This is a genomic window from Acidovorax sp. DW039 (assembly GCF_037101375.1).
Lineage (GTDB): Bacteria > Pseudomonadota > Gammaproteobacteria > Burkholderiales > Burkholderiaceae_C > Acidovorax.
This window is the reverse complement of the sequence record NZ_AP029019.1, coordinates 868,666-881,283: the sequence shown is the minus strand read 5'-3', so window position 1 is coordinate 881,283 and position 12,618 is coordinate 868,666. Positions and strand designations below refer to the sequence as shown.

Below are 12,618 nucleotides of genomic sequence, written 5' to 3'. Positions count from 1 at the left end.
GGGTCAGAAGATTTCAAACAGGCCTGCAGCGCCCATGCCACCGGCAATGCACATCGTCACCACGCCGTACTTGGCCCGGCGGCGGCGGCCTTCCAGCAGCAGGTGCCCCACCAGGCGCGCACCGGTCATGCCAAACGGGTGGCCAATGGCAATCGCGCCGCCGTTCACATTCAGCCGCTCGGACGGAATGCCCAGGCGGCGCTGGCAGTACAGGGCCTGCGAGGCAAAGGCTTCGTTCATCTCCCACAGGTCAATGTCTTGCACCGTGAGGCCGTGGCGTGCCAGCAGCTTGGGCACGGCAAACACGGGGCCAATGCCCATCTCGTCGGGCTCGCAACCAGCCACTGCAAAGCCACGGAAGGCACCCAGCGGCTGCAGGCCACGGCGCTCGGCCTCCTTGGCCTCCATGAGCACGCAGGCGCTGGAACCGTCGGACAGTTGCGAGGCATTGCCTGCGGTGATGAACTGGCCAGGGCCCTTCACAGGCTCCAGCTTGGCCAGGCCTTCGAGCGTGGTGTTGGCACGGTTGCAGTTGTCGTGCGTGGCCGTCACTTCACGGTAGGTGACCTCGCCGGTCTCTTTGTTCTTTTCCATCATGCGCGTGGTGCAGGGCACGATCTCGTCGGCGAACACGCCGGCCTGCTGTGCGGCGGCGGTACGCTGCTGGCTTTGCAGCGAGAACAGGTCCTGGTCTTCGCGGCTGATGCCGTAGCGGTGGGCCACGATGTCGGCGGTGTCGATCATGGCCATGTAGAGATCGGGCTTGTGCTCTTGCAGCCAGGGGTCGATGTCTGCCGGGTTGCCGGGCCGGATGGCCGAGATGCTCTCCACCCCACCCGCCACCATGGCGGGCACGCCTTCGGCCACGATGCGGCCTGCGGCAATCGCCACCGACTGCAGGCCCGACGCGCAGAACCGGCTGGCCACCATGCCCGCCACCGACAGGGGCAGGCCCGCACGCAGCGCGGTCTGGCGGCCAATGTTCTTGCCGGTGATGCCCTCGGGGTAGCCGCAGCCCATCACCAGGTCTTCGATCAGCTCAGGGTCGATGCCCGAGCGCTCCACGGCAGCCTTGACGGAATACGCCGCCAGCTGCGGGCCGGGTGTGGCATTGAACTCGCCCCGGTGCGATTTGGTCAGTGGGGTGCGGGCGGTGGAAACGATGACGGCTTCACGCATGATTTGCTCCTGATTTAATAGCTGCTTGCGCTTATTGGTATTGCGCCAGAGGCCAAAATGACTTGAATTCAATGAAACCCAGAAGATCGCCCCGCGTGCTGTGCACCTAGAGCGGCTTCTGCACTATTCGGCCTTGTTCAGGCTGTCAAAGTTGCGCCCCTCCCGCACCAGCTGCACCAGCAAGGGCGAGGGCTTCCAGAACAGTGGGTCTTCCTTGGCAAAGGCCTCGATGTCGGCCAGCAGCTGGGGCAGGCCCGTCATGTCGGCCCACTTCATCGGGCCGCCCCGGTGACGCGGAAATCCGTAGCCCGCCACAAAGGTCACATCCACATCCAGCGGGCGCAGGGCGATGCCCTCGTGCACCACGTTGGCCCCTTCGTTGACCATGGCGGCCATATAGCGGCGCATGATCTCGTCGGCAGTGAAGCTGCGGGGAGTGACGCCCTTCTTGGCGCGCTCGGCATCCACAATGGCCAGCACTTCAGGGTCGGGCTGGCCCGTGCGGGAGCCTTCGGGGTAGAGGTAAAAACCGCGCCCCGTCTTCTGGCCGAACCAGCCGCACTCGCAGATGCGGTCGGCAATTTCCACGTAGCGGGCCTGGGGGTCGCGCGTGGCGGCACGGCGCTTGCGGGTAGCCCAGCCAATGTCACCACCGGCGAGGTCAGTCACCTGGAAGGGGCCCATGGCAAAACCGAAGCCGCGCACGGCGGCGTCGATCTCGTAGGGGCTGGCACCGTCTTCGAGCAGGTAGTCGGCGGCCTGCTTGTACACGGCCAGGATGCGGTTGCCGATGAAGCCGTCGCACACACCGGCGCGCACAGGCACCTTTTTGAGTTTTTTGGCCAGCTCAAACGCCGTGGCCACCACATCGGGCGCCACCTGGGCGGGCACCACGATCTCCAGCAGCTTCATGATGTTGGCGGGGCTGAAGAAGTGCAGGCCGATCACGTCCTGCGGGCGGCCGGTGGCAGCGGCAATGGCGTCGATGTCGAGGTACGACGTGTTGGTGGCCAGCACGGCACCGGGTTTGCACACGCGGTCCAGCTCGCGGAACACGGTCTTCTTGACCTCGATGTCTTCAAACACGGCCTCGATCACCAGGTCCACCTGGGCGATGTCGGCGTAGCTGGTGCTGCCGGTGTAGCGTGCCATCACGGCGGCCTTGGCGGCATCGGTCATGCGGCCTTTGGCGACCAGGGCGTTGTAGACCTTCTCGACATTGGCGCGGCCCCGGGCGATGGATTCGGCGTCGCGCTCAATCATGGTCACGGGCAGGCCCGCATCCAGCGCCGCCACGGCAATGCCTGCGCCCATGGTGCCGCCGCCGATGACGGCGATGCTGGCCACGGGGCGTGGCTGCGCGGCCTGGGCCTCGGGCACCTTGACCACTTCACGTTCGGCAAAAAAGGCGTGGATGAGCCCGGCGCGTTGCGGGCTGTCGATGCACTCCATGAACAGCGCACGTTCGCGGGCCATGCCTTCGTCAAACGGCAGTTGCAGCGCAGCCTGCACGCATTCGATGATCTTGAGGGGCGAGAACAGGCCGCGCGACTTCTTGGCCGTCTCGGTCTTTTGCTCTTCCAGCCAAGCCAGTGCAGCCTGCGGCTCGGCAATGGCGAGGTCACGCGTGCGGCGCACGGGCGCCTGGGCAGCCAGCAGCTCGCGCACATAGGCCAGGCCTGCGACCAGCGGGTCGGTGCCTTCCACCAGTTTGTCGACCAGCCCGGCCTGCAGCGCGGCCTGGGCCTTGAGGGGTTGACCGCTGAGCATGAGGGTGGTGGCGGCCTGCACGCCCATCAGGCGTGGGGCGCGCTGAGTGCCGCCCGAGCCGGGCAGCAGGCCCAGGTTCACCTCAGGCAGGCCCAGCGTGGCGGCGGGCAAAGCCAGCCGGTAGTGGGCCGACAGCGCCACCTCCAGCCCACCGCCCAGGGCTGCGCCGTGCAGCACGGCGACCACGGGCTTGTCTAGGTTTTCGATGGCGCGGCAGACCTCGGGCAGGATGGGGGAGACAGGGGGCTGGCCAAATTCGCGGATGTCCGCGCCAGCGATGAAGGCCTTGCCTGCGCCCACCAGCAGCACCGCCCGCACGCCGGGCTGTTGCGCCGCATGCTCCATGGCGGCCACCAGGCCCTGCCGAACGGCCGCACCCAGTGCGTTGACCGGGGGGTTGTCGATGGTGACGATCTGCACCTCATCCTGCACCCGCCATTGAACGACGGACGCTGTGGCGTCATGGGCCATGCACTTGTCTCCTTGCTTGTTTTGATTCCAGGCAGGCTGGGCTAGATCCCTATCCCGCCCGGTGGGCTTGACCTCATTCTTAAGGCGACAATGGCTTATGACAATCCCATCATTCATTGACATACTGTCAAATCAATTTATCCAATTGAGCCCTTTTAACCCCTGCTAAAGCCCCCAATGGACTCCCAATCCCTGAACCTGCTGGTGGAAATCATCGATAGTGGCAACCTCAGCCAGGCAGCCCGCAAGCTCAAGATGACGCGCGCCAACGTGAGCTATCACCTCACCAAGCTGGAAAAAGACGTGGGGGTGCAGCTGGTGCAACGCTCCACCCGGCGGGTGGAGCCCACCGAGATTGGGATGCGGCTGTACCAGCATGGCCGCGCCATCCACAACGAAATCCTGGCGGCGCGCGAGGCCGTGACCTCGCTGGGGCGGAGCCTGCAAGGGCGGGTGGGCATCAGCGTGCCCAGCGGCTACGGGCAGATCGTGATGAGCGACTGGCTGATCGAGTTCAAGCGCCTCTACCCGGGCATCGTGCTGGATGTGCTGTTTGAAAACCGCGCCGACATCCTGCGCGACGAGGTGGACATTGCCGTGCGCGTGGTGCCCGAGCCCCCGCTGTCCATGGTGGCCCGCAGCCTGGGCAATGTGCGCTACCTGGCCTGCGCATCGCGCGAATACGCCCGCCAGCACGGGCTGCCCCGCACCCTGCACGAGCTGCGCAACAGCCCGGTGATCACCGCTGGCGTGACGGGGCGGCACCTGCGCCTGGCCGCCTACCAGGGCAGCGAGCGGCACGAGGTGCTGCTGGAGCCGACGATGATTTCAGAGCACTTTCCGTTCTTACGCCAGGGCATTGTGGCGGGGCTGGGCGTGGGCCTGGTGCCCGACTATGTGGTGCAGGACAAGCTGGACAGCGGCGAGTTGCTCACCACGCTGGACGAATACCGGCTGAGCATCTTCGGCACGCACATGTACCTGCTGTACCTGCCCAACCGCCACCAGACGCGTGCCGTGCGCACCTGCATCGACTTCATCCTGGCCAAGACCCGGCCTCCCGAATCCAGCGGCGCGGATGCGCCCGTATTGCCAGACGCTGCGGAAAAACCAGCCCATAAAAAAAGCCCCTCTACCTGAAGCAGAGGGGCCTGACTGACCCTGCAGCGGTTACTGCAGAGTCAGAGGTGCCAGATCAAGAGTTCTGTGCAGCCGATGCGTTTTGCAGGGCGGCGATGCGCTCTTCGATCGGTGGGTGGGTGCTGAACAGCTTGCCAATGCCACCGGCAATGCCCATGGCGGCCACGCTCTTGGGCAGCTCGCCGGGGTGCATGCCACCCAGGCGGGCCAGGGCGTTGATCATGGGCTGGCGGCGGCCCATGAACTGGGCGGCACCTGCGTCAGCGCGGAATTCACGCTGACGGCTGAACCAGGCCACGATCATCGAGGCCAGGAAGCCCAGCACGATGTCGAGCACGATGGTGGTCACGTAGTAGCCGATGCCAGGGCCGGAGCTTTCCTCGTCGTTCTTGCGCAGGAAGCTGTCCACCGCATAGCCAATGACGCGGGAGAGGAACACCACGAACGTGTTCATCACGCCCTGGATCAGCGTCATGGTCACCATGTCGCCGTTGGCAATGTGGGCCACCTCGTGGCCGATCACGGCCTCGACCTCTTCACGCGTCATGCCTTGCAGCAGGCCGGTGGAGACGGCCACCAGCGCGTTGTTCTTGAAGGCACCCGTGGCAAATGCGTTGGGGTCGCCTTCAAAGATGCCGACTTCGGGCATGCCGATGCCAGCCTGATCGGCAAACTTGCGCACGGTCTCGACGATCCAGCGCTCGTCGGGCGAGCCGCTGCCGTCAATCACGCGCACGCCGGACGACCACTTGGCCACAGGCTTGCTGATCAACAGGGAAATGATGGCACCGCCAAAACCCATGACGAGCGCGAAGCCGAGCAGCGCGCCGAGGTTCAGGCCATTGGCCGTGAGGTAGCGGTTGACGCCCAGCAGGCTGGCCACTACGCCCAGTACGAGGACGACCGCAAGGTTCGTCATGACAAATAAGAGGATCCGTTTCATGGCTTCTCCGTGGGTGAAACAAAGTCCAGTGGACACTCATGTGGGGGAGGTGTGCGATGAAATCAAGGCGCTTGCGCCTCAAACTCATGCAGCCCCACCCATGATCGCCCCTGTGATGGCGCAATGTTAGGGCGAAACCCTGCAAGAGGCCGTACCCCCAGGCCGCAATGGGAATTAGAGCGGCGCACAAGATATGGCGCGCAGGCTTTTGGTGGACGGCTCTTGACGCGAGGCTCAGCGCGGCGGGCGAAACACCTGCGGATCGTCGTAGAACGCCGCCTCTTCATTGGCCGCCCACCAGCCCGGCACGCCCAGCACCGGCAGCGGGCTGAAGGGCTTGGCCGCCCAAGTCTCCGGCTGCAAAGCCTGGGCCAGCCAAGCATCCAGGCTTGCTATATCTTTCATAGCTGCCTGCGCTGGATAGACGTGCGCCACGATAGGTTTTCGGGGTGAGACCAGCTTCTCCATCAGCGCATGGCCGAACAGTACCAGTCGCGCCTCTTTCCACAACGGACGCAGCTCCACGAACAGGCGTTGCCACTGGCGCGCACGCAGCGCGTTCCACAGCGGCTCGGGGGCTAGCAGCAAGGCTCCGTTTTCATCGAACACGGTGAGCGCATCGCGCAGCGGGCCACGCACGGCGCCGATACCGTCGGCGGCAATGGCCTGTGCCTGCAGCGCATTCATGCGGCGCTTGGTTTCGGGAAAGTGCCCCCAGACCAGGCCGTTGAAAAAGTCGTGCAGGTTGTCGCGCGTGGGCACGCAGCGGGTGTCAAAGATGAATGACTCGTACGCCCTGCCGCCTGGCAGATCGCCCTGCGGAACAAAGCGCACAGGCGGGTTCCACGCTGCGGATTCCGCCAACCTGGCGCGTGACAGAGCCCCATGCACCGTAGCCCCCTGCACAACCTGTGCGGCCAGAGGCTCCCCCACCGCACGCAGGGGTTGGAGCCAGGGGGCAGACCAGTCGATGTCGCTCAGACCAGACGCCACGGCAGGGCTTCACCGGCGCGCAGGGGTTTGAGGTTGGCCTCGCCAAAAACAAAGCTGTCGGGCGGCGTCCACGATTCGCGGCGCAGGGTGATGGTGCCGGTGTTGCGCGGCAGGTTGTAGAAGCCCGGGCCGTGGAAGCTGGCAAAGCCTTCGAGCTTGTCGAGCGCACCCGCGTTGTCGAAGGCCTCGGCATACATCTCCATGGCTGCGTGGGCGGTGTAGCAGCCTGCGCAGCCGGTGGCGTGTTCCTTGAGGTGCGCGGGGTGCGGTGCACTGTCGGTGCCCAGGAAGAACTTGCTGCTGCCGCTGGTGGCGGCCTGCACCAGCGCCACGCGGTGCGTCTCCCGCTTGAGAACCGGCAGGCAGTAGTAATGGGGGCGGATGCCGCCCGTGAAGATGGCGTTGCGGTTGTACAGCAGGTGGTGGGCGGTGATGGTGGCGGCGGTGAAGCGGTCGGCCTGCGCCACGTAGTCGGCAGCGTCTTTGGTGGTGATGTGCTCGAAGACGATTTTCAGTTCAGGGAAGTCGCGGCGCAGCGGGATGAGTTGCTGCTCGATGAACACGGCCTCGCGGTCGAACAGGTCGATGTCGCTGCTGGTCACCTCGCCGTGCACCAGGAGCAGCATGCCCGCCTTCTGCATGGCTTCGAGCGTCTTGTAAGTCTTGCGGATGTCGGTCACGCCCGCATCGCTGTTGGTGGTGGCACCTGCGGGGTAGAGCTTGCAGGCGACCACGCCTGCTGCCTTGGCGCGCGCGATCTCCTCGGGTGGCAGGTTGTCCGTCAGGTACAGCGTCATCAGCGGCTCAAAGCTCACACCGGCGGGTACGGCGGCCAGAATGCGCTGTTTGTAGGCCAGGGCCTGCTCGGCCGTGGTGACCGGTGGGCGCAGGTTGGGCATGATGATGGCGCGCCCGAACTGGGCGGCCGTGTGGGGCACAACGGTGTGCAGTGGCTCGCCGTCGCGCACATGCAGGTGCCAGTCGTCGGGGCGGGTGATGGTGAGGGTATCGATCGGGGTAGTGGGTGCTGCAGTCATGGGGGGCTATTGTCCCACCAACCCTTGCCGCAGCGGCTGCCGCCCACACCCACCGCAGACCTGCAGCGCCGGGCAAAACTGCACTAAGAGCGGCTAACACAACCCCCCTGGCGTCGTTGTCCCGTCTTGTCGTACCCCGTGTACTGCCAGCGACGGAACGCCTAGCCAGGGCCGCTTCGCTGGGTTGTGTTAGCCGCTCTAAACGCTACAAATTCAATAGCTGCCTGCGCTTATTCATCATGCGCCGGGCAGCAAAATGGCTTCACCCCAATCACTCGGCCGTGATGCCTGCGCGCTTGACCACCTCACCAAACTTGACGAGGCGATCCGCCATCATCTTCTCGAAAGCGGCGGGAGGCAGTTCCTCGGGCGCGATCACACCGCGGTCCTTGAGGTTGGCGATCATGGCAGGCGATGTGGCCACCTCGCGCACGGCCTTGTACAGGGTCTGCACCACGGCATCGGGGGTGCCGCCGGGCGCAGCCAGGCCAATCCACGATGTGAGGTTGAGCTGGGGGTAGCCCACTTCGGCCAGGGTGGGCACATCGGGCAGTTGCGGCAGGCGCTGGTCGTTAGCCACGGCCAGTGCGCGCACCTTGCCTGCCTGGATATGCGGCAGCATGATGACCAGGTTGTCGAGGATGAACTGCACCTCGTTGCCCAGCACCGCCGTGATCAGCGGTGTGCCGCCCCGGTAGGGGATGTGGGTGGTGAAGGCGCCTGTGGCCGCTTTCAGCATTTCCACATTGAGCTGGCCCATGCTGCCCACGCCGCCGCTGCCGTAGTTGAGCTTGCCGGGGTTCTTCTTGGCGTAGTCGATGAACTCCTTGAAGGTCTTGAACGGCAGGCTGCTGTGCACCACCAGCGCATTGGGCAGGCGGCCCAGGATGGCGATGTTTTCAAAGTCCTTCACCGGGTCGTAACCCACCTTGGACTGGGTCAGCGGGTTGGCTAGGTGGCTGCTTTGCGACGACACGACCAGCGTGTAGCCATCGGCCTTGGCGCGAGCCACATACTGCGCACCCACCGACCCGCCTGCACCCGCGCGGTTTTCCACCACGATGGGCACGCCCAGCACTTTGGACAGTGGCTCGGAGTATTGGCGCGCCATGATGTCCACCGACCCACCAGGCGGGAAGGGCACCACCAGCGTGATGGGGCGCGAGGGGAATTTGTCTTGCGCCAGGGCGGGCAAAGCGGCCAGGCCTGCAAGGCCCAGGCCAGTAGAGAGAAGACTGCGGCGGGAAGGGGTGTTCATGGCCATCGAAAAGCTCAAAAAATCAGAAGAACAGGTGAACAGGAAAAGGTTGCGAAAAGGCGAAGCCGCTCACGGGTGGCCCAGCACGGCCAGCGCCACGGCCTGGGCCCGGGGCACAAAGGTGTTCAGCTCGCAGTACTCGCGCTCGGTATGCGCGTGTCCCCCCACGGGGCCGGTAGCGCACAGCGTGGGCACCCCCACCGAGGCGGTGAGGCCACTGTCTGCCGCCCCGCCGGTGAACTCGCCTTGCACCTCAAAACCCAGTGAGCGGGCACCCCGCTGGTACAGAGCCAGCAGGTAGTCGGGCGTGGGCTTCATCGGCAGCGTACGGCGGTGCAGGGTGATGCGGCCGTGGGTGCGGGGCACGGATTCTTCCTCGACGATGGCGCGCACGCGCTCCAGCAATTCGTCGGGATCGGTGTCTGCCGTGAAGCGAAGGTCCACCTCGGCCTTGGCATGCGGGGCCACCATGTTGGGCACCACTCCGCCCTGCACCACACCCACGTTGCACGTCACGCCCGTGGCGGGGTCGGTCAGCGCGTGCAGGGCCAGCGTCTTGCGCGCCAGGGCCTCGATGGCACTGGCACCTGCCGCGTGGTTGATGCCCGCATGCGCGGCCACGCCCTGCACTTCAAACTCCACCACCATGGAGCCCTTGCGGCTGGTGACCAGGTTGCCGCTGACGCGGCCTGGCTCGGCATTGAGCACGGCACGCGCACCGCGCACCCGGTTCATGATGAGGTCGCGCGTGGCGGGGGACCCAATTTCCTCGTCGCACGAGAAGAACAGGTGCAAGGGGGCACTCAGCTCGCCACAGCGGGCAAAGGCCTCGGCCACAAACACGTTGAGCACCAGGCCCGATTTCATGTCAGCCACGCCCGGGCCGTAGGCACGGCCCGCTTCCTCGCGGTAAGGCCGCTTGGCAACGGTGCCTGCGGGGTACACGGTGTCCATGTGCCCCATCAGGACGATAGGCGCCCCCTGCCCGGTGGCATTCACCTGCGCATGCAGCAGCACGCCATAGCCGGTCACAGGCTCGAACTGCACGGGCACGCCTGCGGCCTGCAGGCGTTCGGCCAGTGCGTGCGCCACCGCAGTCACCCCCGCTTCATCGCGGCTGCCGCTGTCGATATTGACCACCTTCTGCAACAAGTCTTGCATGGCTTGCTGCTGGCTGGCCAGCCAGTCCAGCACCGGCTTGGCCGCCTGGGCAACGCTGGCTTCAAGGGTATCCTGCATGAGTCATCCTTCTCAGAACCTGTTCAAAGCACCCGATCACGGGTGGAAAATCTGACCCTCAGTGTTGCACGCGGCGCAGGCATTTGCAATACTCATTGCAATAAACCAACCTCATGAAATCATCATTGCAAAACTCTGGCGGCTTGCTGACGGAGCGTTTGGTACGGCACAGCGCTGATCTGACGGGCAGCGAACGCGCCTTGGCCGACGCGCTGGGGCGGGAATATCCCCACGCGCTGCTGGAGTCCGCCACGGCGCTGGCGGCGCGCAATGGCACCAGCGCATCGACCGTGGTGCGGCTGTTTGCCAAGCTGGGTTATGCCAGCTACGCCGAAGCGCAGCGCGAAGCCCGCGCCGAAGTGACGGCCATGCTGCAGACCGCAGGCCAGCGCGCCCCGGTGACCATTGGCGCTGAGCGCAGCCTGCTGCAGTGCGTGGACGATGCGCTGCTGCACGACCAGCACAACCTGACAGCCACACGCGAAGGGCTGAACATGGCAGCCTTTGAAGCCATGGCCCTCCGCTTGGCGCAGGACAAGGGCCGCATCCATGTGCTCGCCCAGATCAACAGCGCGCCCGTGGGTTCGTGGCTGGCCCTGCACCTGAACATGTGCCGCCCCGGCGTGCAGGAGCTGGGTGCCGGGGCCATGGACACCACCGACCAGTTGCTGTGGGTGCAGCCAGAGGATGTGCTGCTGGCCTTCAGCATTCGCCGCTATGCCAGCGGCCCGGTGAAAGTGGCACAGCGCTTTCGTGAAGCGGGTGCGCAGGTAATGGTCATCACCGACAGCCCCGCAGCGCCCCTGGCGGCACTGGCGCACGAGCACATCCTGGTGCGCACATCCAATGCGTCACCGTTTGATTCGTACACCGCCGCATTCTTCTTGTGCAATGCACTGGTGTCGGCAGTGGCGCAGCTACGGCACGCCGTCGTCTCCGAAGCCCTCAAGCGCCGCGATGCCTTGTGGAAGGATGTGGAAGACCAGCAGCTCATCGTGAGCGAGACGCCCGTGCGCAAACCTTCGCGCCGATAGGAATCTGCCAAAAATCCGCACGAAGGCTGGCGCGCGGCGCCGGTCCGCGGACATGCCCGGCCTGTGCTGGTCCCATGAAAAAGGCACCCGAAGGTGCCTTGGCAAGAGTCCAGCGTTGCAGACAGATCAGTGCTGCAGGATCTTGTTGAGGAAGTCCTTGGTACGAGGCTGGCGCGCATCGGGATTGCCGAAGAATTCTTCCTTGGAGCAGTCCTCCAGAATGCGGCCACCCACGTCCATGAAGATCACGCGGTTGCTAACCTTCTTGGCAAAGCCCATTTCGTGCGTCACGCACATCATGGTCATGCCTTCGTTGGCCAGGCCCACCATCACGTCCAGCACTTCGCCGACCATTTCAGGGTCGAGCGCCGAAGTGGGTTCGTCGAACAGCATCACGATGGGGTCCATGGACAGTGCGCGTGCAATGGCCACACGCTGCTGCTGACCACCCGAGAGCTGGCCGGGGAACTTGTCCTTGTGGGCAATGAGGCCCACGCGCTCCAGCATCTTCAGGCCGCGCTTCTTGGCGTCGTCCGCACTGCGGCCGAGCACCTTGATCTGCGCGATGGTGAGGTTGTCGGTCACCGACAGGTGGGGGAACAGCTCGAAGTGCTGGAACACCATGCCCACGCGGCTGCGCAGCTTGGGCAGGTTGGTGCTGGGGTCGTGCAGCTTCACGCCGTCCACGGTAATCTCGCCTTTCTGGAAGGGTTCCAGCGCGTTGATGGTCTTGATCAGGGTGGACTTGCCCGAGCCCGAAGGACCGCACACCACCACCACCTCGCCCTTCTTGATGGTGGCCGAGCACTCGTTGAGCACCTGCACGGGGCCATACCACTTGGATACGTTTTTGAGTTCGATCATTTTCTATTCCTCAATCTCTCGGATCACCGGATGATGGCAATCTTCTGGTGCAGGCGCTTGACCATCCAGGACAGCGCGTAGCACATCACAAAATACAACCCTGCTGCGGCCAGATAGGCCTCGATCGGACGACCGAAGTTCTTGCCTGCGACCTCAAAGCCCTTGAGCATGTCATAGGCGCCGATCGCGTACACCAGCGACGTATCCTGGAACAGGATGATGGTCTGCGTGAGCAGCACGGGCAGCATGTTGCGGAAGGCCTGGGGCAGCACCACCAGCTTCATGTTCTGCGCGTACGTCATGCCCAGCGCCTGGCCGGCAAACACCTGACCACGGGGAATGGACTGGATACCTGCGCGCATGATCTCGCTGAAGTAAGCCGCCTCGAACGCAATGAAGGTCACCACGGCAGACACTTCTGCGCCGATGGGGCGGCCAATGATGGCGGGCATCAGCAGGAAGAACCACAGGATCACCATCACCAGCGGAATACTGCGCATGCCGTTGACATAAATGGTGGCAGGCACGTCCAGCCACTTGCGCCCCGACAGACGCATCAGTGCCAGCAGGGTTCCAAACAGCACGCCACCCATCGTGGCAATCACCGTCAGCATGATGCTGAAGTAAAAGCCCTTGAGGACGAAGTTGGAGATCAGGTCCCAGTTGTAGAACGAAAAATCGAGATTCATG

11 protein-coding genes are annotated in these 12,618 nt (G+C 64.5%); 2 read left to right on the top strand and 9 right to left on the bottom strand.

What is annotated here, in order from left to right:
• Window positions 1-3 precede the first annotated feature (3 nt).
• Together AACH87_RS03990 and AACH87_RS03985 are read right to left on the bottom strand one after the other, a co-directional pair.
• Window positions 4-1,179 (bottom strand): acetyl-CoA C-acyltransferase, encoded by a 1,176-nt coding sequence (locus AACH87_RS03990; RefSeq protein ID WP_338797440.1) that lies wholly within the window; start codon window positions 1,177-1,179, stop codon window positions 4-6.
• Window positions 1,180-1,302: 123 nt separating this feature from the next.
• Window positions 1,303-3,420 (bottom strand): 3-hydroxyacyl-CoA dehydrogenase NAD-binding domain-containing protein, encoded by a 2,118-nt coding sequence (locus tag AACH87_RS03985; RefSeq protein ID WP_338797439.1) that lies wholly within the window; start codon window positions 3,418-3,420, stop codon window positions 1,303-1,305.
• Window positions 3,421-3,597: 177 nt separating this feature from the next.
• Here AACH87_RS03985 and AACH87_RS03980 point away from each other — a divergent pair, with 177 nt between their 5' ends.
• Window positions 3,598-4,560 carry a LysR family transcriptional regulator gene (locus tag AACH87_RS03980; protein WP_338797438.1) on the top strand — a complete coding sequence of 321 codons (963 nt, stop codon included), beginning with the start codon at window positions 3,598-3,600 and terminating at the stop codon, window positions 4,558-4,560.
• Between the two features lie 55 nt (window positions 4,561-4,615).
• Here the strand turns inward: AACH87_RS03980 and htpX are convergent, their stop codons facing one another.
• From htpX to AACH87_RS03955, 5 genes are all read right to left on the bottom strand, one after another.
• Window positions 4,616-5,503 carry a protease HtpX gene (gene htpX, locus AACH87_RS03975; RefSeq protein WP_338797437.1) on the bottom strand — a complete coding sequence of 296 codons (888 nt, stop codon included), beginning with the start codon at window positions 5,501-5,503 and terminating at the stop codon, window positions 4,616-4,618.
• Window positions 5,504-5,737: 234 nt separating this feature from the next.
• Entirely contained in the window at window positions 5,738-6,496 is a 759-nt protein-coding gene (locus AACH87_RS03970) for a DUF3025 domain-containing protein (protein ID WP_338797436.1), read from the bottom strand.
• Window positions 6,481-7,533, bottom strand: a complete 1,053-nt coding sequence (gene pyrC, locus AACH87_RS03965) for a dihydroorotase (protein ID WP_338797435.1) — start codon at window positions 7,531-7,533, stop codon at window positions 6,481-6,483. Before pyrC ends, AACH87_RS03970 begins: the two co-directional genes overlap by 16 nt.
• Window positions 7,534-7,804: 271 nt before the next feature.
• The gene (locus tag AACH87_RS03960; RefSeq protein ID WP_338797434.1) at window positions 7,805-8,797 is read right to left on the bottom strand and encodes a tripartite tricarboxylate transporter substrate binding protein; all 993 of its coding nucleotides are present in this window, start codon (window positions 8,795-8,797) and stop codon (window positions 7,805-7,807) included.
• 63 nt (window positions 8,798-8,860) lie between these two features.
• Entirely contained in the window at window positions 8,861-10,030 is a 1,170-nt protein-coding gene (locus AACH87_RS03955; RefSeq protein WP_338797433.1) for a M20 family metallopeptidase, read from the bottom strand.
• A 113-nt stretch (window positions 10,031-10,143) separates the two neighbouring features.
• Between AACH87_RS03955 and AACH87_RS03950 the strand changes: the two genes are divergently transcribed.
• On the top strand, window positions 10,144-11,064 hold the full coding sequence (locus AACH87_RS03950; RefSeq protein ID WP_338797432.1) for a MurR/RpiR family transcriptional regulator: 921 nt from the start codon (window positions 10,144-10,146) through the stop codon (window positions 11,062-11,064).
• A 126-nt stretch (window positions 11,065-11,190) separates the two neighbouring features.
• On the opposite strand, the gene AACH87_RS03945 is transcribed toward AACH87_RS03950, so the two are convergent.
• Together AACH87_RS03945 and AACH87_RS03940 are read right to left on the bottom strand one after the other, a co-directional pair.
• Window positions 11,191-11,928 (bottom strand): amino acid ABC transporter ATP-binding protein, encoded by a 738-nt coding sequence (locus AACH87_RS03945; protein WP_338797431.1) that lies wholly within the window; start codon window positions 11,926-11,928, stop codon window positions 11,191-11,193.
• 23 nt (window positions 11,929-11,951) lie between these two features.
• Entirely contained in the window at window positions 11,952-12,617 is a 666-nt protein-coding gene (locus tag AACH87_RS03940; RefSeq protein WP_338797430.1) for an amino acid ABC transporter permease, read from the bottom strand.
• Window position 12,618: the final 1 nt, after the last annotated feature.

Coding starts and splice junctions, on each gene's coding strand:
- AACH87_RS03990 (WP_338797440.1), bottom strand. CDS start 1,179: ATGCGTGAAGCCGTCATCGTTTCCACCGCCCGCACCCCACTGACCAAA.
- AACH87_RS03985 (WP_338797439.1), bottom strand. CDS start 3,420: ATGGCCCATGACGCCACAGCGTCCGTCGTTCAATGGCGGGTGCAGGAT.
- AACH87_RS03980 (WP_338797438.1), top strand. CDS start 3,598: ATGGACTCCCAATCCCTGAACCTGCTGGTGGAAATCATCGATAGTGGC.
- htpX (WP_338797437.1), bottom strand. CDS start 5,503: ATGAAACGGATCCTCTTATTTGTCATGACGAACCTTGCGGTCGTCCTC.
- pyrC (WP_338797435.1), bottom strand. CDS start 7,533: ATGACTGCAGCACCCACTACCCCGATCGATACCCTCACCATCACCCGC.
- AACH87_RS03960 (WP_338797434.1), bottom strand. CDS start 8,797: ATGGCCATGAACACCCCTTCCCGCCGCAGTCTTCTCTCTACTGGCCTG.
- AACH87_RS03955 (WP_338797433.1), bottom strand. CDS start 10,030: ATGCAGGATACCCTTGAAGCCAGCGTTGCCCAGGCGGCCAAGCCGGTG.
- AACH87_RS03950 (WP_338797432.1), top strand. CDS start 10,144: ATGAAATCATCATTGCAAAACTCTGGCGGCTTGCTGACGGAGCGTTTG.
- AACH87_RS03945 (WP_338797431.1), bottom strand. CDS start 11,928: ATGATCGAACTCAAAAACGTATCCAAGTGGTATGGCCCCGTGCAGGTG.
- AACH87_RS03940 (WP_338797430.1), bottom strand. CDS start 12,617: ATGAATCTCGATTTTTCGTTCTACAACTGGGACCTGATCTCCAACTTC.